Annotated in this window: 22 protein-coding genes and 1 pseudogene; 8 read left to right on the top strand and 15 right to left on the bottom strand. The window is 41.4% G+C overall.

What is annotated here, in order from left to right; all coding sequences use genetic code 11:
• The first annotated feature begins 77 nt into the window (after positions 1 to 77).
• From J7E38_RS10330 to J7E38_RS10320, 3 genes are all read left to right on the top strand, one after another.
• The gene (locus J7E38_RS10330; protein ID WP_214705670.1) at positions 78 to 1,352 is read left to right on the top strand and encodes an MFS transporter; all 1,275 of its coding nucleotides are present in this window, start codon (positions 78 to 80) and stop codon (positions 1,350 to 1,352) included.
• A gap of 61 nt (positions 1,353 to 1,413) precedes the next feature.
• Positions 1,414 to 2,877: a M20 family peptidase gene (locus J7E38_RS10325; protein WP_214705669.1), complete on the top strand. Its 1,464-nt coding sequence runs from the start codon at positions 1,414 to 1,416 to the stop codon at positions 2,875 to 2,877.
• 316 nt (positions 2,878 to 3,193) lie between these two features.
• Positions 3,194 to 4,837 carry a sensor domain-containing diguanylate cyclase gene (locus J7E38_RS10320; RefSeq protein WP_214705668.1) on the top strand — a complete coding sequence of 548 codons (1,644 nt, stop codon included), beginning with the start codon at positions 3,194 to 3,196 and terminating at the stop codon, positions 4,835 to 4,837.
• A 99-nt stretch (positions 4,838 to 4,936) separates the two neighbouring features.
• On the opposite strand, the gene J7E38_RS10315 is transcribed toward J7E38_RS10320, so the two are convergent.
• The 5 genes from J7E38_RS10315 to J7E38_RS10295 all read right to left on the bottom strand — a co-directional run bounded on the left by J7E38_RS10315 (position 4,937) and on the right by J7E38_RS10295 (position 11,616).
• Entirely contained in the window at positions 4,937 to 5,293 is a 357-nt protein-coding gene (locus J7E38_RS10315) for a hypothetical protein (protein ID WP_214705667.1), read from the bottom strand.
• Positions 5,294 to 5,378: 85 nt separating this feature from the next.
• Positions 5,379 to 5,726: a hypothetical protein gene (locus J7E38_RS10310; protein ID WP_214705666.1), complete on the bottom strand. Its 348-nt coding sequence runs from the start codon at positions 5,724 to 5,726 to the stop codon at positions 5,379 to 5,381.
• Positions 5,727 to 5,817: 91 nt separating this feature from the next.
• Positions 5,818 to 6,147: a hypothetical protein gene (locus J7E38_RS10305; RefSeq protein ID WP_251030281.1), complete on the bottom strand. Its 330-nt coding sequence runs from the start codon at positions 6,145 to 6,147 to the stop codon at positions 5,818 to 5,820.
• A 319-nt stretch (positions 6,148 to 6,466) separates the two neighbouring features.
• Positions 6,467 to 7,126, bottom strand: coding sequence for a hypothetical protein (locus tag J7E38_RS10300; protein ID WP_214705664.1), 660 nt, complete (start codon positions 7,124 to 7,126; stop codon positions 6,467 to 6,469).
• Positions 7,127 to 7,338: 212 nt separating this feature from the next.
• A complete protein-coding gene (locus tag J7E38_RS10295) occupies positions 7,339 to 11,616 on the bottom strand; it encodes a S8 family peptidase (RefSeq protein ID WP_214705663.1) in 4,278 nt (1,425 codons plus the stop codon).
• A gap of 692 nt (positions 11,617 to 12,308) precedes the next feature.
• On the opposite strand from J7E38_RS10295, the gene J7E38_RS10290 reads away from it, so the two are divergent.
• Complete coding sequence (locus tag J7E38_RS10290) at positions 12,309 to 13,244, top strand: DMT family transporter (protein ID WP_214705662.1); 936 nt, start codon at positions 12,309 to 12,311, stop codon at positions 13,242 to 13,244.
• Between the two features lie 12 nt (positions 13,245 to 13,256).
• Complete coding sequence (locus J7E38_RS10285; RefSeq protein WP_214705661.1) at positions 13,257 to 14,192, top strand: acetamidase/formamidase family protein; 936 nt, start codon at positions 13,257 to 13,259, stop codon at positions 14,190 to 14,192.
• Positions 14,193 to 14,354: 162 nt separating this feature from the next.
• Here the strand turns inward: J7E38_RS10285 and J7E38_RS10280 are convergent, their stop codons facing one another.
• The 3 genes from J7E38_RS10280 to J7E38_RS10270 form a co-directional block, all read right to left on the bottom strand.
• Positions 14,355 to 15,179 (bottom strand): lipid II flippase Amj family protein, encoded by an 825-nt coding sequence (locus J7E38_RS10280; RefSeq protein WP_214705660.1) that lies wholly within the window; start codon positions 15,177 to 15,179, stop codon positions 14,355 to 14,357.
• A 176-nt stretch (positions 15,180 to 15,355) separates the two neighbouring features.
• Positions 15,356 to 15,841 (bottom strand): DUF5662 family protein, encoded by a 486-nt coding sequence (locus tag J7E38_RS10275; protein ID WP_214705659.1) that lies wholly within the window; start codon positions 15,839 to 15,841, stop codon positions 15,356 to 15,358.
• Positions 15,842 to 15,991: 150 nt separating this feature from the next.
• Positions 15,992 to 16,516, bottom strand: a complete 525-nt coding sequence (locus J7E38_RS10270; RefSeq protein WP_214705658.1) for a DinB family protein — start codon at positions 16,514 to 16,516, stop codon at positions 15,992 to 15,994.
• A 129-nt stretch (positions 16,517 to 16,645) separates the two neighbouring features.
• Between J7E38_RS10270 and J7E38_RS10265 the strand changes: the two genes are divergently transcribed.
• Positions 16,646 to 17,140: a J domain-containing protein gene (locus tag J7E38_RS10265; protein ID WP_214705657.1), complete on the top strand. Its 495-nt coding sequence runs from the start codon at positions 16,646 to 16,648 to the stop codon at positions 17,138 to 17,140.
• A gap of 370 nt (positions 17,141 to 17,510) precedes the next feature.
• On the opposite strand, the gene J7E38_RS10260 is transcribed toward J7E38_RS10265, so the two are convergent.
• Positions 17,511 to 18,293 (bottom strand): manganese catalase family protein, encoded by a 783-nt coding sequence (locus tag J7E38_RS10260; protein ID WP_214705655.1) that lies wholly within the window; start codon positions 18,291 to 18,293, stop codon positions 17,511 to 17,513.
• A gap of 194 nt (positions 18,294 to 18,487) precedes the next feature.
• Here J7E38_RS10260 and J7E38_RS10255 point away from each other — a divergent pair, with 194 nt between their 5' ends.
• Positions 18,488 to 18,664, top strand: coding sequence for a hypothetical protein (locus J7E38_RS10255; protein WP_214705654.1), 177 nt, complete (start codon positions 18,488 to 18,490; stop codon positions 18,662 to 18,664).
• A gap of 15 nt (positions 18,665 to 18,679) precedes the next feature.
• Positions 18,680 to 19,009 (top strand): annotated as a pseudogene (locus J7E38_RS10250) (redoxin domain-containing protein); the annotation flags it as partial.
• A 46-nt stretch (positions 19,010 to 19,055) separates the two neighbouring features.
• On the opposite strand, the gene J7E38_RS10245 reads toward J7E38_RS10250, so the two are convergent.
• The 6 genes from J7E38_RS10245 to J7E38_RS10220 all read right to left on the bottom strand — a co-directional run bounded on the left by J7E38_RS10245 (position 19,056) and on the right by J7E38_RS10220 (position 25,153).
• On the bottom strand, positions 19,056 to 19,541 hold the full coding sequence (locus tag J7E38_RS10245; protein WP_214705653.1) for an SRPBCC family protein: 486 nt from the start codon (positions 19,539 to 19,541) through the stop codon (positions 19,056 to 19,058).
• Positions 19,541 to 19,918, bottom strand: a complete 378-nt coding sequence (locus J7E38_RS10240; RefSeq protein ID WP_214705652.1) for a VOC family protein — start codon at positions 19,916 to 19,918, stop codon at positions 19,541 to 19,543. Before J7E38_RS10240 ends, J7E38_RS10245 begins: the two co-directional genes overlap by 1 nt.
• 42 nt (positions 19,919 to 19,960) lie before the next feature.
• A complete protein-coding gene (locus J7E38_RS10235; protein ID WP_214705651.1) occupies positions 19,961 to 20,698 on the bottom strand; it encodes a helix-turn-helix domain-containing protein in 738 nt (245 codons plus the stop codon).
• Between the two features lie 593 nt (positions 20,699 to 21,291).
• On the bottom strand, positions 21,292 to 23,223 hold the full coding sequence (locus J7E38_RS10230) for an ABC transporter permease (RefSeq protein WP_214705650.1): 1,932 nt from the start codon (positions 23,221 to 23,223) through the stop codon (positions 21,292 to 21,294).
• Positions 23,213 to 23,977: an ABC transporter ATP-binding protein gene (locus J7E38_RS10225; RefSeq protein ID WP_214705649.1), complete on the bottom strand. Its 765-nt coding sequence runs from the start codon at positions 23,975 to 23,977 to the stop codon at positions 23,213 to 23,215. The genes J7E38_RS10230 and J7E38_RS10225 overlap by 11 nt, the downstream gene beginning before the upstream one ends.
• Positions 23,978 to 24,148: 171 nt before the next feature.
• A complete protein-coding gene (locus J7E38_RS10220) occupies positions 24,149 to 25,153 on the bottom strand; it encodes a sensor histidine kinase (RefSeq protein ID WP_214705648.1) in 1,005 nt (334 codons plus the stop codon).

The raw sequence follows: 25,153 nt of genomic DNA, 5'->3' as shown, positions 1-25,153 counted from the left end.
TTGGAAATGAAGGTTATTCGATATTCAGAAGCGAAATGTTTAGTAGCATAATTAAAAAAATATAAACTGGGGGCAAAATGATGAAAGGTTTTACGAAGGAAGAGAGCAGCTGGATTCGCTATGACTGGGCCAGCTCAGCTTATTCGATCATCATCTCGACGGCTGTTTTTCCGCTCTTTTACAAAGCTTCTGCTACCGAAGCTGGTGTAAGCCTGTCTAATTCGACGGCTTATCTTGGGTATACGATTGCCATCGCCACCTTCATTCTCGCCTTGATCGGACCGATTTTGGGGACCATAGCCGATTACAAAGGAATGAAGAAACGATTTTTCACGATTTTCTTCACTCTGGGACTCGTATTTACCGCTGGACTGGCTTTTGTGCCAAGCGGAAACTGGCTGATGCTGCTTGTTATATACACCTTGGCCGTACTGGGTTCAACCGGGTCAAATGTATTTTATGATGCGTTTATCGTAGATGTAACAACCGACGAACGCATGGATAGAGTGTCAGCGCGCGGTTATGGGATGGGATACATCGGAAGTACGATTCCCTTCATCATCAGTATCGCAATCATCATTCTCGCACAGACCAAGGTATTGCCGATTTCCATGACACTGGCAAGCCAGACTGCATTCATCATCACTGCCCTTTGGTGGGGACTTTTCTCGATTCCCATGTTCAAAAATGTCCATCAAAAGCATTATATTGAACGTGAACCAAAAATCGTTTTGCAAAGTTTTAAGCGTCTAGGAAAAACCTTTAAGGAAATCCGAAAATACAGGGCATTATTTTTATTCTTACTCGCCTATTTCTTTTACATTGATGGTGTCGGAACAATCATCACCATGTCGACAGCATATGGTACAGACCTTGGTATCAGTTCTACCAATCTATTAATCATCCTTTTCGCTACGCAGGTTGTCGCCTGGCCCTTCGCGATTTTGTTTGGTAAATTATCCGAGCGTTTTACCGGTAAAAAAATGCTTTATGTTGGAATCATTGTTTATATTTTCGTCTGTATTTATGCCTACTTCCTCGAAACAACGACTGATTTCTGGATCCTGGCCATGCTTGTTGCGACCTCACAGGGTGGCATCCAGGCACTAAGCCGATCCTATTTTGCAAAATTGGTCCCGAAAGCGAACGCAAATGAATTCTTCGGTTTCTATAATATCTTTGGAAAATTCGCTTCGATCATGGGTCCGCTCATGGTCGGTCTGACAGCACAGCTTACAGGAAATTCGAGCATGGGCGTTTTCAGCCTGGTCATCCTCTTTGTCATCGGCATGATCATTCTTGCGTTCGTACCAGAACCGGAAAAACAACCTCATGCACCTGAAATTGCATGACCATCAGCCTCTGGGTAACCGGAGGCTTTTTTTGAAAATATTGGAGGTGTTCTAGTTATCTATGAAAAAGCTGAAGTTATCCCTGACTATTTTCGGCGTCCTGCTCCTTTTATTCGCGGCCATCACCATGTCCACAACCCTCACCTTGAAATCCCGTCAGCCTGAACCTGATTCTTTCACGGGATCCCTTAATGAAGACAGCGCGATTGAAACTCTCTCAAAGGCCATTCACTTCCAGACCATCTCCTATCAGGACCGAAGCAAGATGAATATGGACGAGTTTGACTCTTTCCTTTCTTTTTTGGAAAAGAGTTTCCCAAAAGTCTATCAAAATCTTGAACTTGAAAAGGTGAATGACTACGCACTTATTTTTACATGGAAGGGTTATAACCCAGAGAAGACCCCTGTCGGCTTGACCAGCCATTATGATGTGGTTCCTGTTCTAAAAGGAACGGAGGAAAACTGGGAGCATCCCCCTTTCAGCGGTACCATTACCGACAATAAGATCTGGGGGCGTGGTACACTGGATGACAAAATTGGCGTAATCGGCATTCTCGAAGCTGCCGAGCATTTGCTGGCGGAAGGGTATCAGCCTGAGCGAGACGTGTACCTCATGTTTGGATTCGATGAGGAAATTGGCGGAGATGAAGGTGCCAGCAAGATTGTCAGCACCTTGAGTGAAAGAGGAATCAAATTTGACTTTGTTTTGGATGAAGGCGGAGCAATCGTCCAAAACATGGTTCCGGGTGTAGATAAACCTGTAGGTGTTGTTGGTATCTCCGAGAAAGGCTCAGCAACAGCAGAACTTACGATTGAAGGCAGTGGCGGCCATTCTTCCCAGCCTAAAAATCGGACGAATATCGGCAGGATTGCAAGCGCTATTTCTAAGCTGGAAGAAACCCAATTCCCTGCAGACCTACAGGGCCCTGGCGAAGACTTATTTGAATTCGTCGCCCCGGAAATGAGCTTTGGAATGAAATACGTATTTGCGAATAAGCTCATTTTTGAGCCTGTAATCGAAAGAATCCTTTTGCAGCAGCCTGCATCGGCAGCCTTGATCCGGACAACGATTGCGCCAACGATTTTTCAGGCTGGAGAACAATATAATGCCCTTCCTGAAAAAGCTGAAGCGATTATAAACCTGCGTCTTATGCCAGGAGATTCACTGGACGAAGTTAGAAAATATTTTGTAGAAACGATAGATGACGACCAAATAAAAGTGACGGTTGAAGGCTCTGAAGCTTCGGGTGTTTCGTCTGTTGACAGCTGGCAATTCAAAACCATCCAGCAAGGCGCCCGTAATGTTTATGAAGACGCGGTCATTGCTCCCTATCTCATGTTCGCAGGATCCGATGCAAAGCATTATGACAGTATTTCTGAAAATACCTATAGATTCCTTCCCGTAAATTTGACATCTGAGGATTTGAGCCGGATGCATGGGACAAATGAGCATATCAGCATTGATAACTACCTGAATGCCATCCGTTTCTATATGGAAATCATTCGGGAAAGCGACCAACAGTAAGGAAGGTGTATTTTGTGAAGTTTTATATCGTTTCAATTCTTGTAATCTACCTCTTTTGGCTGGGAGCATCCATCCTTTATTCAGAACCCATCTGGTGGTCCATTTTTTCATCAGACCGTTCGACCCATACTCCCATGATTGAACAGATTTCAATTGTTAAGTTTACTTTTGCTGCTTTGGTTTTTGCTGGGATTGGAGCAATGCTAAAAAGACACCGATGTTAAAAATAGAAATTATTTCTACTAAAGATTCTACAAAAAATGTCGAAATAACCAAGTAGAGATTTTTAGCATGTGCACGAAAGGAAATACTTTATATGAAAATCAACCTTCGAGCCTATATGGCTCTATTTTTTGGTGTCATCATCATTGCGCTTACCATGCTGTTGAGTATCACGATCAGCAGACATTCAGCTGAAACGATTAAGAGAGAGATTGGCAACAGCCTGTCCACTACCGCCTATCTTATGGCTGATAAGCTCGATTCATTCATGTGGTCTCGAATCGGAGAGGTTGAAGTCCTGAGCCAAATCGATGATATCAAATCACAGGAAGATCTCCAATCAGCTCAAATATTATTGGAACAATTAAAATCTAGCATTCATGTATTTTCATGGATTGGAATGACGAACTCATCCGGGACAGTGGTTGCTGCGTCAGACAAAATCCTGGTTGGCGCTGATATATCTAAACGCCCTGTTTATCAGGAAGGAAGAAAAGGAACATTTATAGGCGATGTCCATAATGCTGTCCTCCTCGCCAACCTGCTGCCCAATCCAAATGGAGAACCTTTGCAATTCGTCGATATCAGTAAGCCTTTGACTGATAAAAATGGAAACTTCACTGGTGTGTTGGCGGCACATTTAAGCTGGGAATGGTCAAAACAGGTAAAGGATGCGATTGTCCAGCCTTTAAAGGATGAATTAAGCGGAGCGGAAGTTTTTGTTGTGAGCGGTTTGGACGGCACGGTCCTGTTGGGGCCAGAAGGAATGACTGGAAAAGTACTAGATGTTGAAAGTGTTCAAAAAGCGGCCAAGGGTGAGAATAACTGGATCGTGGAAAAATGGCCCGATGGAAAAGAGTATCTGACTGGATTTGCAGTCGGGGACGGACATTATGATTATGCTGGCCTTGGCTGGAAAGTAATTATCCGCATCCCCACAGATCATGCATTTGCCCCTGTTGAACAGTTGAAATCATACATCATTAAACTGGGCACCATCACAGCTGTCATCTTCGCAGTCATTGGCTGGCTTCTTGCCGGATTCATTACCAGTCCTTTAAGGAAAATTTCAAAAGCTGCCCATAGTCTTAGAATGGGGAATCAGGCGGTTATTCCTTATATAAAAGGAATAAAAGACCTTGAACTCCTTTCCGGTTCTCTTAGGGATCTCGTTGACTCTTTGATCCGGACAGAGTCCAATTTGGGAAAGATGGAAACCCTCGCCCACCAGGATCTTTTAACGGGCCTGGGCAACCGTGTCGCATTGGACCAATTTATGAAAAAAGCGAAATTGGCAGATCAATCCCTGTCGTTTTTGTACTTGGATCTAGACGGTTTTAAGAAAATCAATGATACTCATGGACATCATACCGGGGATTTGCTGCTCCAGGAAGTAGCAAAAAGATTGAAAGATAGTACGCGTATGGCTGACAAGATTTTCAGGCTCGGCGGTGATGAGTTCCTTGTCGTGCTCGATACACCGTCAGAATCAGTGGAATTTATTCTTGCGAATATTTCAGCCAAACTGATTAATAGTATAAACCGTCCCTATCATCTCGCAGATGAACAGCTTACGGTTGGATGCAGTATCGGGGGGGCAGTATGGCCAGAGCATGATATTGATCCGTTTACTGTCATCAGTTATGCAGATGAAGCACTTTATGCTTCCAAAAAGGCAGGCAAAAATAAGTTCACCTTCCATCAGAATACACAAATAAAGCAAATGCCAGGAGCGTAACCTCCTGGCATTTATTTTCGTCAGTTTATCCTATCAAAAGGGATTTTCGATTTTAAATGTACCATTTCCTTCTCATCATAAGTTTTGAGTCACTCTATATTATTTTGATGCTATCCTTGATTTCAAGTACTCTACCATTTCATCATAATCATAGGTTTTAAAGGCAATTCCCTTATGATCGATCACTACATACGCCGGTGATTTCTCAATTTCGGCACTCGAAAATGAATCTTGAGCTACTTCCAAGGATTTTGGATGATATATCACATGAATTTTTGATGGATCAATGCCTTCACTAGCTAGCTTTGATCCATCAACTTCTTCATCCCCTACAACGTATAATCCATAAATACCTTCTTTATCCGAGACCAATCCTTTTAACTGCTGCTCTTCCTCACTGCAGCCAGTTAAAAAAGCGATCATAGTCATTGTGAATACAATAAGCATCTTTTTCATGAGGTACCTCCGTTAGATAAGGTTTTGAAAGAAATACGTTTAAGTTGTAGTAAAAGTTTCAAATAAATGAATACTCAACCATTTTTTATGCTTCTTCTCCCACTTCTTCTAAAAACTCCATCAGCCATTCATGATCCACAGGTCCATTGGTGGTTTCATACTGAGACATTTCGTGTAAAAGAATATGCCTTTCAATTAAGGAAGGCATTGTGACGCTATGGTCTCGATACTCCAATTGAAACTGAAATCGCTCATCGGGATATTCTGAGACAAAATCGCGACCGCCGACTTTTTTCACTTTATATTGACTTAAGAAATTCATAAGTTCTTGAAGTGAAGCTTCATCTGTTATTTGACGATTATCATTCCCCATATCATCCTTCATCGGCAGATGCTTAAAATAAACCTTTTCGATGTGGGCTGAATCTAGCAAATCCGTTAAATTCCTTTCACGATAATCGTTCCATTTGGCTACTCCATATAAAAGGAAATTAAAATTTCGACTGATAAAACAATTTCCTTTTTCAAACCCTCTCTCCTTCCTTATGTGATAAAATTCTTGCTAATATGATTCCATAAATCCAGTGCCCAGCCATCCACATTACAAAGGCATATGCATCGGTAATTGATGGTGTCCGTTCCGAAAGAAGTGTCGTTGGATATAGCAGCAAACCAACGATTAAACTTACCCTCAATACAAATCGATGAATGGCTTCTTTCCTAAGTCTCTTCCTTTTTATGTACAAATTCAGAATAAAAGCAAGCATGATCGAAATGACCAAATGCAAACCGAATTCAATGATTTCCGGTAATTGTATGTTTTTAAGGATTGGCACGTAATCTACATTTAGCAATAAGGTATATACCTTTAGGTTCGTAAGGAATTGAATCAATTTCAGAAATAGTCCGAGTGCTATGCCTGAAACCAACCCACCTACTATTGATTTCACTGTTATTTTGATATGATTTCCTCCTCTAGCCATTTAATTTTTATTTCGGCCAAATAGCTAACTTCGAGATTATTCAAAATTAGAAATAATTAAAAGCTTATTCGTTTAGGAGATAGATGATTACTCACATATTGAAATTTATCAAGCAAAAAGAAGCGTGCTTAACGAATCTCGAAACGAATTTTTACAGTTTATTAATGTATAGTTTAAAACACTTATCTTCTTATAGCTTCCTAACCTTCTCTCCATCAACAATCTTCAAATTAATCCTACTTGATTCCCCGCTTATGGCATCGACTCCTATCCGGGATAGCTCGATTTCAGCTTCAATGGTGACTGTTTCTCTTTGTTTTCCATGGAGAATGACTTCATATGGTCCTCCTTCATTCAATAAAGAAAGCATGGGCATGTCATCTTCGAACAAGTACTTTTCATAAAACTCAATATTGAATCGGACGGGTTTATTGCTGTGATTTTCAAATGGAAGCTGGCAGTAGGCTGTAAGTGTTTTTTCATTTTTCGTCTCGAACACGCAGATGCTGCTCTCTCGGTCATATTCGATTGCGTAAATTCCTGTGGCAAATGTGTTCTGGTAGGCATTCACCATCTCTATCGGCAGGAAAATGACAAGTAACATTCCGATTAAAACCATACGCACATGGTATTGATCTAGCGATTTTACGAGGAAAAACAAACTGATGATAAACAATACGAGGCCAGTGACTCCAAGATAACTGACTCCATCCATGGTAGTGATTGGAAATCTAAAAGCTATGGATTTTTCCTGTCCAATAGGATATTCGTGAGGGAATGGAAAATTCAGTGCAATCGAAATAAAGAAAAAGATGATAGAAAGTATTAAGTACTTTTTGTTCTTAACCATAGAGATTCCAACTCCTTCTTTTATAAGATTACCATCTTATTCCACCAATTTATATGGAGAATTTCTTTTTGTCTCCATTGCGCAACCATAATAATCGGTTATACATGAACAACAGCATAAAACGTACTTATTCTCTTATTCGCAGTTTTTATTTTTATAAAAAAGAGCCTTTCCGCAATAAAGCGAAAGGCCCTTCCTTGTTTAAACAAATACTATTTATTACCCTTTTTCTTCTTCACATTGATGAACAGCTTGCCCTCTGCGGTTTTTCTTGTTTCATTGCCATAGGCGTCAACAGCCTTGACTTCGATGACGGCACCATCTGCAACGACATCCTTAGTCGCTGTATAGTAGCCTGCGTAATTTCCTGGAGACACCTCACGCATTGGGAGCTCTGTTGCATTCGATGTCAGTGAATTGCTCGTTAATGGCATATGAATGAGAAACGTCGCATCCAGGTCCTCTTCACTAGAGAATTCGACCTTTACACTTTCGCCTTTTTTCAATGTCTGATCCACTTCCGGTTTCACATTTGAAATCACAGGGGCAGTGTATTTCACATCAACTTTTACAGATTCTTCAGTTATGTTTCCTGCCTTATCCTCTGCAACCACTTTGATTTCGTTTTTCCCTTCATCCAACATGACCCTAGCTGAATAGGTTCCGTTATCAATCTTCGCTGCTGTTCCGTTAACTTTAACAGTGCCCAGATTGGCATCAGCAATCGCTCCGGTAACCGTAACGGTTTCTTTATTGATTTTGCTTCCATCTGCAGGTGAGGAAATCGACAACTCAGGTGCATTCGGATCAAAAACTACTGTAACTGGCTCTGATGCATCAGTGATTCCTTGCTCTGTCGATGCTTTGGCTGTCAGTACATTCGTACCTTCATTGAGATCGACATCAACTGCATAATTACCATTATCGGTTGCAGTTGTGGTTGCAACCTCTTCACCATCATTATAGATATGGACGGTTGTTTTCGGCGCTGCCGAACCTTCTACTTTTACAGTACCATCCTTTGTAAAAGATCCATCTACAGGAGAAGAGATGCTTGGTGCTGTCACCTCATAATCAACTACTGCACGGATCATATAGTTTCCTTCATCTTCTGGAGATTGTGACCAGCCGCCACCTACCAGCTGCCAGCTTCTTAATGCATTCTCACCGTTTTCATCGGTAGCCAAACCTGGTGAAGCTGTGTTGACGCCAGCCTGGATATATACCAGGTAGAAATCTCCTTCTACTACGATGCCATGGCTGCTTAAATCAACATGTGTCCACTCGCCATTTCTCAATGCAGTAGCGTCGATTGGTCCCGCCAGTTTCTTGCCTGGTGCACCGTCAGTGCCACTTGCATCGTATACTTCCACTTTGAAATCCGTACCGCCAGGAACCGGCCATTCTGCATCCCAGAACCGGAACAGTCCGCCAGTAACTAAGGCTTTGTCATTGCCCTCAGCCAATGACATCTTCACTGCCCACCCATTGCCAGCGTCATAGAATGCACGTGCATTTTCAGCGCTGCCATCATCATAGCCGATTTCACCTGGATAACCGATGAACGGCTTGATCTCAAAGTTTTGCTCGACATCGCCATCAAGCGTCACGGACGCCTCTTGACTATAGAAATGCGGAGCAATCACTTTTAACGTGTATTCACCTTCATATGCAGTCAGCGAATAGTGTCCATTCTCATCTGTTGCCACAGGAGCAATATTCGCATCCTCCAACAAGTAAACCGTCGCACCCTCAACAGGCTCACCAGTTGCTTTGTTGGTGATGGAACCAGTTATTGTTCCTTTTGGCAATTCCTCAAGGTTGAAGTTAGCCGTTGTTTCCCCATCCTGCTCAATTTCTACTGTTTGAGTCTGTGGACGGAAACCATAGGCTTCTGCCAGAACAGTAAAGCTTCCAGCAGCATGTGTCAGCTCATAACTGCCATTTGCAGGATTTGTTTTTACAGAACGGCCTGATTCAACAACTGTCACTTGAGCCTGCATAGGCAATGCCATCGGATTTGCTGAACTTTCAGCCTTTTGCTGCTTAGGCAGTAACATTTGGATCTTGTTTGGATCAACCTCTTCTTTCAGACTAGCCTTCGTGTCGTCTTTATCTAAAACTGTATCTGCTTTAGCTGGCGCGGCAAGCGGAGTATCAGATAAAGCTACATCATCCAGATACCAGCCATCCCTGACTACGCTGCCATCAGTTGTTACATTGAAAGCGACATAAATTCTTTGGCCGGCATATTCACTTAAGTCTACTTCACCATCAATCCAGCCATTCGATAGATTATTCACACGCAATTTTTGGACCCAGTTAACTGCATCGGTGGAGACAAATACATGCCCGTAGTCATAATTTCTCTCCAGGTTATACCATTGCTTGAACTGAAGGTAGCTGCTGCCTTCCGGCAAATCGATCGGCGGCATTTGCAGTGACATGTTCGCCCGGCTTTGATACGTTCCAGCAAGAGCAGTTCCATAAACCTTCTCTCCTGAAAAAGCAGAGCCAGGACCACTTGTCGGCGTGCCCCACTCCCAGCTATTTGCATCCCCATATGAGGTCCAGCCGGAAGCATCATTTTCGAAGTCCTGCTCATAGCCTACAGTTATTCCTGGTAAAACTGATACAGTAAATTCGCTTACTGTTTCATTACCTCCAAAGTCCACTGCTTTCCATTTATACGAAAATTCATTACCAGAAATCGCGTCACCTGGAATAGTGGCCTGATACGTTCCATTTTTATAGTCACCGCCCGTCCGTACTGCGGAAACAGATGACCAAGATCCATCCTCTAATTGATATTCAACTTCAACATTTGTTACACTGATGTTGTCGGCAGCTGAAGCCTCTAAAGTCAGTGGCATTCCTGCGAAAACCGTGGCAGGTTGGGAATGCTCCAACACCGGTGCTTCACTGTCGTCTCCATCCTTTGTAACTTGCCCTTTTAATTTCCCCAGACCAGAAACAACAGAGGAAACGGCATCAAAAACATTCAACAATCCAGAACCATACCCATTATTCGGTGATTCAGGATAAGCATTGTCTGTTAAAGGCAAGGCTGTCGTCATTAAAATCTCTTCCAGATCATCAACAGTCAAACTAGAATTTGCCTGCAGCAATAATGCGATTGCCGCTGAAACATGCGGCCCGGCCATTGACGTTCCATTCCAGCCGCCTTCATACCCGCTTCCCGGTACAGAAGAGCGGATATTCACTCCAGGTGCCGTCAGTTCAGGCTTGATCTCACCATATGGAGACGGTCCTAAAAGTGAAAAGCTTCCCAAATTATTATTGATGTCTGTCGCACCTGTTGCGACTGATTCCGGATAGTTGGCAGGGTTCGCAACCGAACCTGGACCACCTGGATTGCTGAAAGTTGTATTCCCGGCAGAGAACTCTGGGAATATTTCAGCCGCTCTCCACGCTTGAACCATTGGGCGGTACCATTCATCCAACCCTGGTCCGCCGCCCCATGAGTTGTTGACAACATCCGGTGCTAATTCCGGGTTTCCGTTTGGTGCAAGAATCCATTCGCCAGCTTCCAGCAAGTCAGCATCCGTACCGCCAGAGGCTGTGAATGCTTTAACAGCAATCCATTTTGCTCCTGGAGCTACCCCGATGACATTTCCACCATTAGGCTCGGACCCTACCATTGTGCCGGTAACGTGCGTCCCATGTCCATGGTCATCATACGGCGCAGATTGGCCGGCAACAGCATCAAACCAGTTACCTGCATGCGACACTTCTCCGGTGGCGGAGTCATAGCCCCGATATTTCTCTTGTAACGCAGGGTGATTCCATTGGACACCTGTGTCAATCGAAGCTACGGTGATCCCGCTGCCATCAATCCCCATATCCCAGACAGCTGGTGCTCCAACACGGTCAATATTCCATTCAATCGAATTTGTTTTAGCTGCAGGGTCCTGAACAGCTACAGCTGATTTTTCAGGGACGAACAGCTGCCTTGTTTCATTAGGAAGGATTTTATCAACCTCAGCGAAACCAGCAAGCTCATTCATTACCTCTTCTGTAGCTGTTACTGCAATTGCATTCACTACATGGTAAGAATGAACACCCTTAGCCGCGCCTTTCTTTTCCTGTTTCTTCAGGTATTCAAGAACATCGAATTGCGTTTCCTGAGCCTTTGCTTTCAGCTCAGATACAATCGTGGAACGCTTCATTAATTTTGTTTTTGCAGGAGTGGCTTTTGACAGGCTGGCCTTTTTCGCTGCCTCTTTTGCGACAGCGTTCGTGTCAACCTGCTCTTTCATTTTTACCAAGAAGGTTACTTTATCCTCTTTTTCAAATTGGGTATAAAGCTTTTTGTTCACTTTTTGCTTTGCAGTTTGGACTGCTTCCTTCGCAGAAACACTGACTCCTTTTGTAGCAGCATTTGTCTGGATCTGTGGTTGAAGCAGCAATGGCACGACCAATGCAGTTGATAGAAGTACGGATAATATTCGGCTTTTTTTACGTTTCATCCCTCTACCTCCTAAGTATTTTCCGTTTGGATTCTTCCCTGCCCTCCTTTCGTCGCACACTCTATGTGAAATAGGTGCTAAATCAACCATAGCCTCTTGCGGCCTGGAATTTTGTCGAAAATTCGGAAAATAAAACTGAATATTCAGTAAATGAATAATTAGTTAGTCTTGGGAAATTTTCAAAATAAGCCCAATTCAGTGTAATCCTAAAAAGTTACGGTCTACGACTAAAACTTTCTAATTATTTCCAGTATGATTTCGTCCTATTGGGTGTGGCATAGACAGAAAAATGATTCCTTTTTCTTAAAGACAATATTAATTTCTAGGTAAAATGTTTAAATTACGACTTTATGCAACCTACTTTGTAACTCGTATAGACCTATTTATAACGCAGCAGGGTATGTCGATTGGCATATTTAGTACCATTTTCTAAAAAGAAATAAATTGTACGAATAAAAAAACAGAGGGCTAATGCCTCTGCAGCCGTATTTCTAATTGAAAAAGTAATTCCCTGGTTAAAAGAGTGTTCCAATAGGGATTACATCCAAACTTCGAGTTCATATGTTCCTTTTTCATTCCTGCGTATGACTCCTCATCTGCAAAAAAAGTTTCAGAACTTACTAAAATTTTATTTCGCTTTTCGAAAAAGATGCTACAATACTATTTAAATCATACATAAAGAAGGGACTAGAATGAACAAAAAACTATGGCTTACCTATGGCATGTTGACCTTTGCCACATCAACATGGGGCAGTGCTTTCATTGCCGGAAAATACGCAGTACAAAGCTTCGAACCGGCGACTGTCGCCTTTTTTCGTTTTTTCGGGGCTGCCATCCTCCTCATCCCTCTCATGTTCTTGATGGAGAAAAACCGCCAGAAACCGAACCTGAAGGATTATATTTTATTTGCTGTTCTTGGCTTGACGGGAATCGCCTTATACAACATCTTCTTTTTCCTGGCGAGCAAGCATGCACCGGTCATTAAAAGCTCTCTGTTCATTGCCTCCAATCCGGTGTTGATCGTGCTTTTATCGGCTTTGTTCTTAAAAGAAACGATCACCCGCAACAATGTGATTGGATTGGCCATCGCCCTTTCAGGTGCTATTTTTATCATTACTGATGGACATCTGATCAACTTGATTCAACTCGGTTTCGAGCCAATTGATTTCGTTTTGATGGGTTCTGTGGTAAGCTGGGCGCTTTATAGTGTGGTAGGGAAAATAGTGCTGAAGAAGTTCAGTTCAGTTGAGTCCACTACCTACGCAGTCGTTTTTGGTACACTCTTTTTACTACCGTTCGCTCTCACTGAAACATCATGGCAGGATGTCCAGCAGGCATCAGGTACGACATGGTTTGCCATTATCCATATGAGCGTGTTGGTCACGGTCGTTTCATTCGTCATGTATTATAACGGCATCAAAGAAATTGGCGCTGCCAAGGCATCAATTTTCATCAATGTCATGCCGGTATCTGCGGTTATAATGGCCACTTTATTTTTAGGCGAAAATTTCACAGCCGCTCATGCAGCCGGAGCAGCACTCGTATTATCAGGTGTCTATATTGGAACGAATCCAAGGCTTTTTAAAAGAAATCCAAAAGCTGAAATCGTTAAAAAGGAAATTGCATAAGGAGATGAAACCATGATACATAAAATCGTCTTAAAATCTGAAAATCTGCACGGGTCTTTCTCTAATGAATATAAACCAATCATGACAGTTGACTCTGGAGACTCAATCCGTATGCAGACCCCAGACATTGAATGGGGATATTCAGCATCCAAAGGAATCGAAAGAGAGTTCTTCCACTCTGCTGTAAAAGAAGAAACTCCCCTGCACCCTATGGTTGGGCCGATTGAAGTAAAAGGGGCAAAGCCTGGAATGGTGCTTGAAGTGAAATTGAACGATGTCGTGCCTGGCTGGTACGGGACGAACTGGGCCGGGGGCAAAAAAAGCTGGCAAAATGACGCGGTTGGTCTCACAGGATCCGAAAGAATCAGACTAGACTGGGAGTTAAATCATAGCACAATGACTGCCAGAACGGAGGTAAGCGGCCGACCAGTCAATGTTGCATTAAACCCATTCATCGGACTGATGGGCGTCGCTCCTGCAGAACCTGGCGTTCATCGAACCTCTCCTCCCCGTTACTGCGGCGGCAACATCGACTGCAAGGAGTTAAAAAGAGGCAGTACCCTATACCTGCCAATTTCTGTTGAAGGAGCATTATTCTCCATCGGTGACGGCCACGCCGCACAGGGGGACGGTGAATTATCAGGCACGGCAATCGAGTGTCCAATGGATTTGGTCGATATCACTCTGTCACTGAGGGATGATCTTTCACTGAAGATGCCGCGTGCCAACACCCCGGATGGTTGGCTGACTTTCGGTTTCAATGAAGATCTAAACCTTGCAGCCGCACAGGCACTCGATGAGATGGTAGACTTATTGTGTGAACTTCATGGAATGGAGCGCACAGAAGCCCTTGCATTAGCAAGCGTGACCGTCGATTTACGAGTCACCCAGGTCGTGAACGGCGTCAAAGGAGTTCATGCCGTTTTGCCGCACGGGGCAATTAGATAAAAAATTGATTTGTAATATTGCCTTGGAGCAGAATTTTTAAATGCTTCAAGGCTTTTTATTTAAAATTTATGGTAAACACTTCTTTAGTGAATAGTATTCAAGATTAAAAATGATAGTCGTTGGACTTTCAATGTGATTCAATCAATCACAATTCCTGCTTTTTTATCTAAACAGCACTATGAATTTTGTAAACCAAGCTATATATCTTGCTCCCCATAAGAAAAATCCTTGAGCAAGTATTGTTCCTAACAATCTTGAGGTTACCATCATTATTGACATACCTTTAAGCGTATTGTAACTCCCTCTTTGATTGACAACATCGTCTGCTATAACAGATAATTTTGGATCAACAAAAATGACCAGAAGAATCGTTGCAATCCCGTTTATTAAACCTGATGCCATAATTGCTGTAGCTGCTCTTTCAGGTACCAGTAATGCTGCATACAGTGCAGCTAAAACCCCTATCGTATAAATCGCAGTTATGATCATATTGACAAAAAAGAGCCTTACCGGAATTTCATTCATTTTGGTTCCCTGTAAATATGAAAATTTAGGAAGACTAAAATGAGTGATGCCTCGTTTTATGTATTGCAAAGAAAAAAGCCTCTTCATCAAGGAAGGCACAGAACCTTTTTCTTCCGATAAATGAATGATTGCTCTTGAAAATAAAGCTACGAAAGTAGGAAGCAGAATAATTCCAAATACTGTACCAAGAGTTGATGCACCAATAAGTATCCGGAATTGAGCTTCAACAAATTCTAGTGTGTTTTCTTTTGGAGCGTTATCAATCAGACTTCCAGTAAAAGGCTGCTGCATCATATTTGCTAATCTTGACACGATCACCATTATATTAAAAAGTGAGAGAGCAGAAGCAATCATTTTTACACGTGCACCCGATAACCTCACAGCATAAGCTAATGTCTCGATCGAATGGATGATAAAAATAAATAATCCTATAAATAATAATCCCTGAGTTAAATACTCCATTCAGTTACCTTCTTTGCTTAGATGATTTTTCCAATAATAATTTAGGTTTGTTGACTAAAAAACATTGATTGATCTAAGCTATCCCCCGATAATCGACTTTGCCTGATAAAACACATTAAATAGGCAGGCAATCAATACTTCAATATGGCAATAATGTTATTACTGCAAGTTCTCATTCAGGTTGTCTTTTTTGGAAAAATTTCTTTACTGTCTGGTTTCTTATTATTTCTCATAATCATTTCAAGTTCTTTCCTTGTATCTGGATGAAGAATAATCCTATCAGAAAGGTCCAAAGTCGAGAATTTCACCTTCCTTCCCCACTTTCTTGAAAACGAACGCCAATCACAAACCATTTCTAGTAAGTGCTTTCGTGGCATTGGCAATGCCAGTTTTTTATTCGGATCAACCACCCAATACTCCCAGTGATGTTTATTTTTATGCTGGTGATTCAGCCATGCATAACGCCATCTTATTTCTTCTTCTTCACTTAATCTTTTTCCAGAATAAACCTTCCTGGCATAAGGAAAAAACTCTTTAGGAGAGAATTTGGATAAATCGTGGGTGATTCCCTGTATGAATAGTCCCTCCATCCAGCATTCAACCAGGACATTTATTTTATGGTCGAGAATGTATAGCATGTACTTCACATACGCCTTCAGCATTTAATTACCTGCCAATCTATTAATCTTATCTCTATATTCTGTTTATGTCTTTACATTTCCTTCCTGAAACTTTCAGGAAGGATGACTGGTCATATTAAAAAAGCAACCCGATCAATTATGAAACGGGCTGCTTAATAACAGTTTATTTACTTAACTTTGCAAGATACCTAAATAACTCTTCCATGGCCCTACTGCTTCATCATATCTTTTTGCCAGCACTCGGGTTATTTGTGAAATATGGGTTAGATCATGAACCGCCCAGGTAGAAATCAATTCGAGTGCTTTTACTTCCCCATATTCCGGATGGATTCCAGTCATTTCTAGCTGAGAATTATCGTTGATCAACAGTTTTAGTTTTTCAATGCTGTCCCCCCGTAAAGACGCGAATTCCCTGATCTTTTCCTCGATTGACCAATCATGATACTGTTGCAAGTGTGAAAAACGATCGAATACCGGGAATTTCTTTTCACTTGAATTGCTTAAGATCAGCTCTAATCTGGGAATCCAATTATACTTCTCACCGTCAATAAGATGGCCGATTACCTGGGATGGGTTCCATGTCCCTTCTCCTTCATTGGATTGCAGCAGCCCATCTGATAATCCGACTAAATATTGCTCTAATACTCTTGGTGTCCGTTCCAATACTTCAATAACTTCCGACATGATAAATGCCATTTTTACTCCAGCCCCTTTATTTTTCATTAACTATATGTAATACATTGTCATACTGTTGTTCTTTTTCTGAAAAAAATCAATGGTAAGATATATTTGTCTGATAATTTTTAAGATAAGAGAGTGAACTAGATGCTGACAATCAAAGAAGCGGCTGAACAATTATCTTCTTTCGGAATCGATGCCACAGTGGATGAGATTATGTTGTGGATCCAAGAAGGACAATTAAAAGCTGAAAGATCCCAGAGGAGAAATGTATTATATAAAATCCACCTGAATGACCTGATTGAATTTATTGTTCAGGAGCAGAAGAATGAATTAAATGCTGAATTGGAAAAGTCCAAGCGAAAAAATCAAAAACTTAATGAAGAACTAGAAATATTAAATACCCGACTGCATATTGAACAATCAAAAGTGCGGACATTGAAAAAAATGCTGAATGCACAAATTGAAGCTGCTGGCACCGATGCATCCCAACTGGAAGAATTACTTGGTTTAAAGCGGGACACAAGCGCCTCAGTGCTGAAAAAGGAATTCAAAAAAATCCTTAAAGCCCTCCATCCCGACCGCGGTGGCGATGAGAGGCTTTTTAAAGTGTTCAGAGAGCAATATGAGAAATTGAAATGAGTCCATCTTGCACTCGCAGATCAATTTTTCATTGCTAAATAATATGTACTAGCACCCATTAATAGTCCACCGGATACACCAATAGCGGCACCTGGCACTACCCAAATGGTCGACAAGTAGATACCTGACATGTATAAGAACAGGCCGAATAAGAACAGTATTTTACCTTTTTTCATGTTTATTCCTTTACCCCTTTGTTTTACATAACCATTTCTATGGGAACATTGAAAATTCCTTTTTTTAATCTAGTTACGAGAAGTTTAAATCATCACTGCGTTTTTTTTTTAGGATTATCAGCTCTGTAATCTAAAAAAAGTGCAAGACAAATATACCCTCCAAATCAAGTAGATTCAGAGGGCTGAAAGGACACTTATTTTTTTGGCTCGATTGGGCCTTCAAATACCTTTGCTTGTTTGGCAAAGCTGAATTCATTTTTGGCAAGGCCGCCAAGTGAGAGGTCAAAATACATATTTACATGGTCGCCTGTTTTATGTGCTTTTTTATTTTCGATTTCTTTTGCACGCATGATGGCTTCCTCGAATAGTGTCGCATGGGCAGCTTCACGATCGATCAGGAATTGGAACATCTCCCTCGCACCTGGATCGTCTACATGGCGGTATAATTCTTCGTATACCTTTTTGGCGCGAAGTTCAGCTGCGAGATCTGATTGAAGGTTGGCCACGAGATCGCCAACATTATTAATAAAATTCCCTGTAAAAGGAGTTCCTGAAGAATCCACAAAATCAAGTCCATGGCCATCGAGAATCATGCTTTTCTGAACAGTAGAATTAAAGTTGAACTGCATCATATTGTTGATTTGGTTTTTAGCATCAGATAAGATATTTCCTTCACCAGACATTTTCCGTTCATCTGCACCCATATCTTCCATCTTCTGCTCTTTATCTGGTCCACCCATTAACTGAGTGATACACTCCCCCACCATTTCAAGATGCGAAATTTCCTCAGTTGAAATGTCCATTAGTAAATCACGGATTGCAGGATCAGGAGTGCTAAAGCTTTGGGCAAAATATTGGAGACAGGCTTTCAATTCACCATTAGCACCGCCAAATTGTTCTAATACCGCAGCGGCATGGGCAGGATTTGGGCTCTTGACTTGGACTGGGAACAATAATTCTTTTTTGTGGATATACATGATTCATCCTCCATCAACTTATTTTTGTACATTTAGACACATTCCCAAGTAGATAGAGGATAAACCGCCTTTTCTAACTTTTTATTCAATTGAAACAAATCAAATTTTGAAGTCGATACAAATTATCCATAAATGATATAATGAGATTTCAGTTTAAAACGATATACTAGAGAAGATACATAAGGAGGTGCATCATGCGAAAGTCAATTTTCATCCTGATGCTTTTCATCGCGGGAGCATTCATAAGTGGTTGTTCTAACGAAAAATCAGAGTCTGCTACGCTATCCCTTCCAGATGAAAACGGGAAGGATGTTTCTTTTGAGAATATGGAAGAGCCTGCACTCGTCTTCTTTTTTACTGGGGTTGGTTGAGACTTCTGTAAATCGCAGCTGGTCGAGCTGCAGAACCGAAAAGATTCATTCAGCCAGTTCCCTGGCAATATTTACACAGTAAGTGCATCTTCCGTAAAAGAACACAAAGCAATGAAGGAAGAGTTGGGACTTGAATATCCGGTTATTTCCGATAAGGACCTGAAATTGATCAAAAAGGTTAACCTGCTTGATCCAGAGTCTCCGATTGCTGTTCGTGGTTTCGCTGTACTTGATAAAGAAGGCACTGTCCTCCATTCACAGCAAATTGATACATTCGGTATCGAAGCGGAGGGAATCATTCCTTATGCTTCGGATATAGCAAAAGGCGAGAAACCTTCCGAATAAGCAGACAGAACCACCCGGTCTATCCGGGTGGTTCTTGCTATACTCACTATTCCGGCTGGCAGCAAAGTTCGCCTTCACCTGTTTCCAAGGCGCTTTTCAGGCTTTTCAAAACGCCTGACCAAGCCATTTCATGCCACTGTATTGCTTCGTTCCAGGCATCTCCTTCCTTGAAACCTGTGTGAAGTACAATCACTTTAGTTGTATCGTCTCTTACTTTTTCGAAGTTAACGGTTACTTTGGTCAAAGGATATGCCTTATTCATAAGCGAGTTAAATTGATCTGGTCCCTTCCATTCAAAAACGAGCTCTTTACAATGATCCAATTTGAGAATTTTGCATCCTTTTGTATTCATTCCTGATTTATTGCCAGGAACAAAATAAAGCTCATACGGCCCGCCTACTTTCGAGCCTATATTGGTATCGGGTGCAAACCACTGAGCAGCACGATCAGATATTGTCCAGGCATGCCAAACTAGTTCAATTGACAAATTGACGGTAATTTCATTATTTACATTTACCAAAGATTTCTCCATCAATTTCTCCTCACCTTATGTAAATTGGAAAACTCAACAAGCTCCAATTGGTTACCTGATGGATCTTCAATGATATTGTATCTCCCCGGCGGACACGGCCTTGATTCATCAAATAGCACTTTGACGCCCTTTTGCCGCAGGCGGTGGACATCCTCGTCGATATTGTCGGTTAGAATGCCCAGCAAAACCTTCTGGCCAGCTATATTGCTTTCTTCATCAGACTTCTCCAACACAATCGGAATCTCATCATGTACCAGCGATACGATATTTTCCCCATAATGCTTTGACACTTCAAAATCCAGCTTCTTTGTATAGAATTCTAGAGCTGCCTCCATGTCAACAACCTTAATTGTCAAAACACATACTTTGTTTAACATAATCATCACTCCTTTGTAATAAAACTATCACAAGTCAAATCGTTATTTTTCTTCTAGTTTGCTATCTTTTTCAAATAAAAGACTTGGAAGGTTAATTAAGATTGGCGGATCATATGGTAATGGATCCCTAAGTTTTATAAATACATCAGCTACAGTTTCGGATGAAATTTTAATAGATTCTTCAGCCTTCCCGCGCAAATTTTTTCTCAGCAAAAAATAATCACGAGGATTCAGGCTCCACGGAATCGCCGCTGCCAACGCATAATAAGTTCCTGGAGGAAGGCCATAAAAGGTTACCTCCCGTTGGGTATTTCTTATTGCAGCCCCCGCTAGAGGCGCCTGGTCAGGAATCGGCCGGGGAAACAGCCCGACAAAAATAAGGCCTTTAAAATCTTCCGGAGCTTCAACCTTACACCGCACTGCCGGAAGCTTTACATCTACCACAAGATCATTCGGAAATTCATCCAAGCTATTCATATAACGGTGAAGCTCCTCAGCATTCTTCTGAAATTGCTTGGGTGACTGGCCGACAAACTGTTTAAATTTTGAACTGAATGTACCTAAACTTTGAAAACCGATGTTGAGTAAAGTTTTTAGAATGGAGTCGGAGGCTGAATCAATCAACTGTTCCTTCCCCGCTTCAATTCTTAATGCAGAAAGGTAATGCCTTGGAGAAACTCCAGTAACATCCTTAAAAATCCGGGAGAAATGATAAGAACTGTAACCCGCCACTTCTGCCAATTTTTCAGAGGTCAGCTCTTCGTTGATATTTTCTTTCATATATTTAATTGTTTTTGAGACTGCTTTTATATTTTCAGTTGGTTGACTCACCTTATTCCACCGTTATCCCTATATAAAAATTGTTTTCCCATTAATCTATTCGCTTACTAACTTAAAAACCCTTTTAAAAATAAACTGAAAAATCCCAACTCACTTTTAGAGTTGAGATTTTTGTTCCTCCTTCGTTATCCCTCCAACAACTAAGTATTTGTGAGGAATCGGATGGACAATGAAACGCACCTGATTTTTCCGGCATATTCCGGGTGGTGAATGTCACGTCATGAGAAGATTGAATTTCCAATATGTCATATTGGTGACCTCGTTCTCCTATAATCTTACAAATCAGGACTCCAATACACTTTATTGGTGACCTAATTCTCCTATATTCTTAAAAATCAGAGCTCCAATATGCTTTATTGGTGACCTCATCCTCCTATTTTCTTACAAATCAGGGCTCCAATCCGCTCTATTGGTGACCTCACCCTCCTATATTCTTACAAATCACGGCTCCAATCCGCTCTATTGGTGACCTCACCCTCCTATATTCTTACAAATCACGGCTCCAATCCGCTCTATTTGTGCCCAATTTTCTTTTACAGCAACTGCTTTAACATGTTCTTCCTCGCATAAAAGAATGATCCTACCTGAATAATCAGGTATGTTCCGGCGATTAGAAGGAAGTGCATTAAAATATCCGGATTTTTCATGATTCCTCCTACATCTGTTGATAAGATTACCAGGTACAGGAAGGCAAGCGTCGTTCCAAGCAAGGTCGGGACGAAGAAAATTGCACCTAATTCTCTCGTTACATTCCCTTTTATTTCTTTTGCGGACATCCCTATTTTATTCAACTTTCGATACTTGGCTTTTTCCGTCTCAACTTCGGAATATAGATTTAGATACAGCAGGACAAACGTTCCAACAAAAAACATAATACTTAGGAATGTAGTGACGTAGAACATCATTCCATTGGTCGTTTTATTGGTTTCATATTCTCCCACCTTGGATGCTACTCTGAACAATTCCTCTTCCCTGACAGATTCGATGCCTGGGTATTCGATTTTTGGAGTTACTTGATTTCCGTCAGCTAATTGTTCTTTTATCTGCTCCACTGCAGCTCCACTTGATTTCCAGTCTTCCACGTTGAGTAATTGAAGGTTTAAAATATACCCTTCAAAACTCTCACCTAATTTCCTGAAAACTTCAGGGTTAACGACAATGAACTCGTACGCATTAGGAAGCAAATTGATGTTTCTTTCAATTACCTGATCTTTTTTCTTAAAAGTTTTTTTGTCATTTCCTATTGAAATCTCAACACTTTCCGCAGTTTCTGTAGGAGCAAACTCTGGTTCAGAGTTTAAATAGAATAAATATTCATTTTCCGTTAATTTCTTTTCATTAGAAGTCAGCCTATTGAAATCATCTAATGACATAAAATTATAGGTTTGGTATCCATCAACATACACTAGTTTTTCATAGTAGTTGAATACTGGGATCGTTTCATGTTCTTCCAAATCAAAGAGCTTACCGAGTTCACCGGCTGATATCGAATTCTTTGTTTCTGTCTGAAAAAAGGCCACATCATAAGGATTATTGTTAATAGCATCTTTTTCCGATGCCTTATAAAAAGTCAACAAGAGCGTGCTATAAAAAATCGTGATCATGATCATCACTGTCACAAGCATAACGATAGAAGTCAGCTGTTTGAATTTATAATCAAGATTGCTCAGGAAAAGCAGTCTTCGATAATAAAAACCGGGAAATCTTTTCGCCAGATTAACCAGAAAACTGGTTGCCTGATTAAGAGAAATATACAGTCCTAAAAACATTGCCATTGTCCAAAGTGGCAAGAATGCACCCGAAGAATCCTGATAAGTAAAATAAAGGACCAGAAGTGAACCGACCAGCAACAGAAGGCCGAATGCTCCAAGGAGTGGGCTTCTCATTTTGATTGACTCTGCAAACCTGTTGCTTTTCATACTGAGGATTACGCTGCTTCTTAACATTTGAAACAATGATTTTCCAACGGCCAGTAAAAAGACGGCCGTAAATGCGCCGATGGAGTATGCAAACATTTTGCCAGACAAATGGAACGGAATTCCCTCCAAGTCAATCAGCTTCATTAATAGCATGAAAAATAATCTCGAGAACACAGCTCCGGCTAATATCCCTGAAAAGACCGACGCGATGGCAATGACCCCATTTTCCAGGACTAGCAATTTGCTTATATCCCGCCTCGCCATCCCAAGAGTCATGAAAAGCCCGAACTCGCTTCGCCTCTTTTTCATGAAAACATTATGAGCATAACTGATAAAGAAGACGGTAAAGATAATTAGCGCGACACCTGGGATGGACAAAGCATCCTGCAGGCTCTCCGTTTGTTTTCCCTCCTCCACTCTCCTGTTAAAGTATACAGTTGAAAACATAAAGAAAAACATTACCGCAAAGCTGTTGCACAGGTAATAAAAGATATATTTTCTATAGTTCACCTTCGCCATCTTCCATACTACTTGATTAAAGGTCATAAGTTTTTCCTCCCAAAACGGCAAGATGGTCCATGATCCTGTCCAGGAACTCCTTTCTGCTCCCTTTTTTCACAATGCTCGAATGAATCATACCGTCTTTGATAAAAACAACCTTTTGACAGTAGCTGGCTGCGAATACATCATGCGTCACAAGCAAGACGGTCGTCGCAAGTTCTGCAACAATTTTTTCAAAAGATTCCATGATTACCGCGGAGGCTTTAGAATCAAGATTTCCCGTCGGTTCATCCGCAAAAATGATTGCTGGCTCATTCGTAAGGGCCCGGCTCACCGCTGTTCGCTGCTGCTGCCCGCCCGAGATCTGGTATGGATATTTATTCAATGTCGATTGAATATCGAAAAGATCTGCCAGACTCTTTGCTTTAGTTTCCATTTCAGCTGTTGACTTCTTTTCAAGCACCATTGGCAGCATGATATTCTCTTTAACTGTCAAACTATCCAGCAGATTGAACTCCTGGAACACAAAGCCAAGCTGCCTGCGGCGAAATAACGCAAGCTCATCTCCAGACATGTTGCTTAATTCCTTACCTGCAATGGACACCACGCCTGATGTGGGTTTATCAATCCCGCTAAGTATATTCAGCAAAGTGGTTTTACCGCTGCCCGACGGCCCCATGATGGCAACAAACTCTCCTTGGTTCACAGCAAGGCTGACGCCGTCAAGAGCTCTGGTTGATCCTTCAACACTCGAACCGCCGTACACTTTTACAATCGTATTTGCTTCTAAAATAGGCATTTCTTTTCCCCCCATTAAGGTAAATCTAGAGTCAAACTACCTCGGCCTTAAACTAATCATTGTTTCTGTCCGAATCAGTTTATCCCAAATCCCTGTAACCTGATGATAATCCGCCCAAATGGCCACAGCCATCGATGATGCTAAAAAATACCTTACAGTTTTGTAAGGTATTCAAAGCCTATTTTGTTTCTTGCCAGCCAACCATTGGATTTTGACGGTGGTTCCTTCATCCTGCGTTGACTGGATTTCAATGGTTGCCCCTAATCGGTCGGCGATATTTTTACTAAGGTATAAGCCGATTCCAGTTGAATCTGGATGCTTTCTTCCGTTTTCTCCCGTGAAAAATGGCTGGAAGACTCGCTCCAAATCATAATCTGGGATTCCGACACCCTCGTCTATAATCGATAGCCGAACATGTTCTATCTGTTTCTCTATCCGGAAAACCAACTTCGTGTTCCCGGCCTTCTGCCCGGAATACTTGATCGCATTTGAAATAATCTGCTCAATCATGATCTCGTTCCATTTTGGATCAGTGATAATAAACGCATCTTCCTCGTCGAATTCGATTGATGGAAAAATGCTCTGGTAAATCCATTCTCTTTTCCGCGCATTAATCAATTTGCGCAGTGAGGCGAGTAAGTCAACAGACTTAAGTTCAAAGTCGTTTTCAAAGTTGTCCATCCGGATCATCGTCAGACCTTGTTCAATCGAGGAATGGAGCCGTTTGTTTTCATTTTGAATTTTATCGAGTACATCTGATTTTCTCTCTTTACTGATTATCAACTCAATCACCGAAACGGGTGTTTTTAAATGATGCATCCAGTGTGAAAGAAAATAATATCTCTCTTTATTTTGTTCTTTTAGGTCATTATACTTTTTAGAGTGCTCACTCACAGTCTTTTCCAATAACTTTTTAAATGCCTTCTGTTCTTCCGTATGGGCGACGATTTCCTCATCTTCATTTCTTAACTGTCGGGCAACAGCCCGGTTCCCTGGATAAAATCGCAGCCAGTCAATAGTCAAATAAATAATCAGTAAAAAAAGACCAATCATCGAAGGATAGAGAAACTCGGTATCCTCCGGAACACTGAGATAAAAAAACGATAGTATACTAACTAGATTTATTATGTATATCAGGATCAAGAGAAGCCGGTCTTTTAAAAAAGTTTTCACCAT

The organism is Bacillus sp. ISL-35 (assembly GCF_018613355.1).
Lineage (GTDB): Bacteria > Bacillota > Bacilli > Bacillales > Cytobacillaceae > Mesobacillus.
This window is presented reverse-complemented; position numbering and strand designations above follow the sequence as displayed.

Excerpts from the sequence above, each read along its gene's own strand:
- J7E38_RS10330 (WP_214705670.1), top strand. The coding sequence starts at position 78 with ATGATGAAAGGTTTTACGAAGGAAGAGAGCAGCTGGATTCGCTATGAC.
- J7E38_RS10325 (WP_214705669.1), top strand. The coding sequence starts at position 1,414 with ATGAAAAAGCTGAAGTTATCCCTGACTATTTTCGGCGTCCTGCTCCTT.
- J7E38_RS10320 (WP_214705668.1), top strand. The coding sequence starts at position 3,194 with ATGAAAATCAACCTTCGAGCCTATATGGCTCTATTTTTTGGTGTCATC.
- J7E38_RS10315 (WP_214705667.1), bottom strand. The coding sequence starts at position 5,293 with ATGAAAAAGATGCTTATTGTATTCACAATGACTATGATCGCTTTTTTA.
- J7E38_RS10300 (WP_214705664.1), bottom strand. The coding sequence starts at position 7,126 with ATGGTTAAGAACAAAAAGTACTTAATACTTTCTATCATCTTTTTCTTT.
- J7E38_RS10295 (WP_214705663.1), bottom strand. The coding sequence starts at position 11,616 with ATGAAACGTAAAAAAAGCCGAATATTATCCGTACTTCTATCAACTGCA.
- J7E38_RS10290 (WP_214705662.1), top strand. The coding sequence starts at position 12,309 with ATGAACAAAAAACTATGGCTTACCTATGGCATGTTGACCTTTGCCACA.
- J7E38_RS10285 (WP_214705661.1), top strand. The coding sequence starts at position 13,257 with ATGATACATAAAATCGTCTTAAAATCTGAAAATCTGCACGGGTCTTTC.
- J7E38_RS10280 (WP_214705660.1), bottom strand. The coding sequence starts at position 15,179 with ATGGAGTATTTAACTCAGGGATTATTATTTATAGGATTATTTATTTTT.
- J7E38_RS10275 (WP_214705659.1), bottom strand. The coding sequence starts at position 15,841 with ATGCTGAAGGCGTATGTGAAGTACATGCTATACATTCTCGACCATAAA.
- J7E38_RS10270 (WP_214705658.1), bottom strand. The coding sequence starts at position 16,516 with ATGGCATTTATCATGTCGGAAGTTATTGAAGTATTGGAACGGACACCA.
- J7E38_RS10265 (WP_214705657.1), top strand. The coding sequence starts at position 16,646 with ATGCTGACAATCAAAGAAGCGGCTGAACAATTATCTTCTTTCGGAATC.
- J7E38_RS10260 (WP_214705655.1), bottom strand. The coding sequence starts at position 18,293 with ATGTATATCCACAAAAAAGAATTATTGTTCCCAGTCCAAGTCAAGAGC.
- J7E38_RS10255 (WP_214705654.1), top strand. The coding sequence starts at position 18,488 with ATGCGAAAGTCAATTTTCATCCTGATGCTTTTCATCGCGGGAGCATTC.
- J7E38_RS10245 (WP_214705653.1), bottom strand. The coding sequence starts at position 19,541 with ATGGAGAAATCTTTGGTAAATGTAAATAATGAAATTACCGTCAATTTG.
- J7E38_RS10240 (WP_214705652.1), bottom strand. The coding sequence starts at position 19,918 with ATGTTAAACAAAGTATGTGTTTTGACAATTAAGGTTGTTGACATGGAG.
- J7E38_RS10235 (WP_214705651.1), bottom strand. The coding sequence starts at position 20,698 with ATGAAAGAAAATATCAACGAAGAGCTGACCTCTGAAAAATTGGCAGAA.
- J7E38_RS10230 (WP_214705650.1), bottom strand. The coding sequence starts at position 23,223 with ATGACCTTTAATCAAGTAGTATGGAAGATGGCGAAGGTGAACTATAGA.
- J7E38_RS10225 (WP_214705649.1), bottom strand. The coding sequence starts at position 23,977 with ATGCCTATTTTAGAAGCAAATACGATTGTAAAAGTGTACGGCGGTTCG.
- J7E38_RS10220 (WP_214705648.1), bottom strand. The coding sequence starts at position 25,153 with ATGGTGAAAACTTTTTTAAAAGACCGGCTTCTCTTGATCCTGATATAC.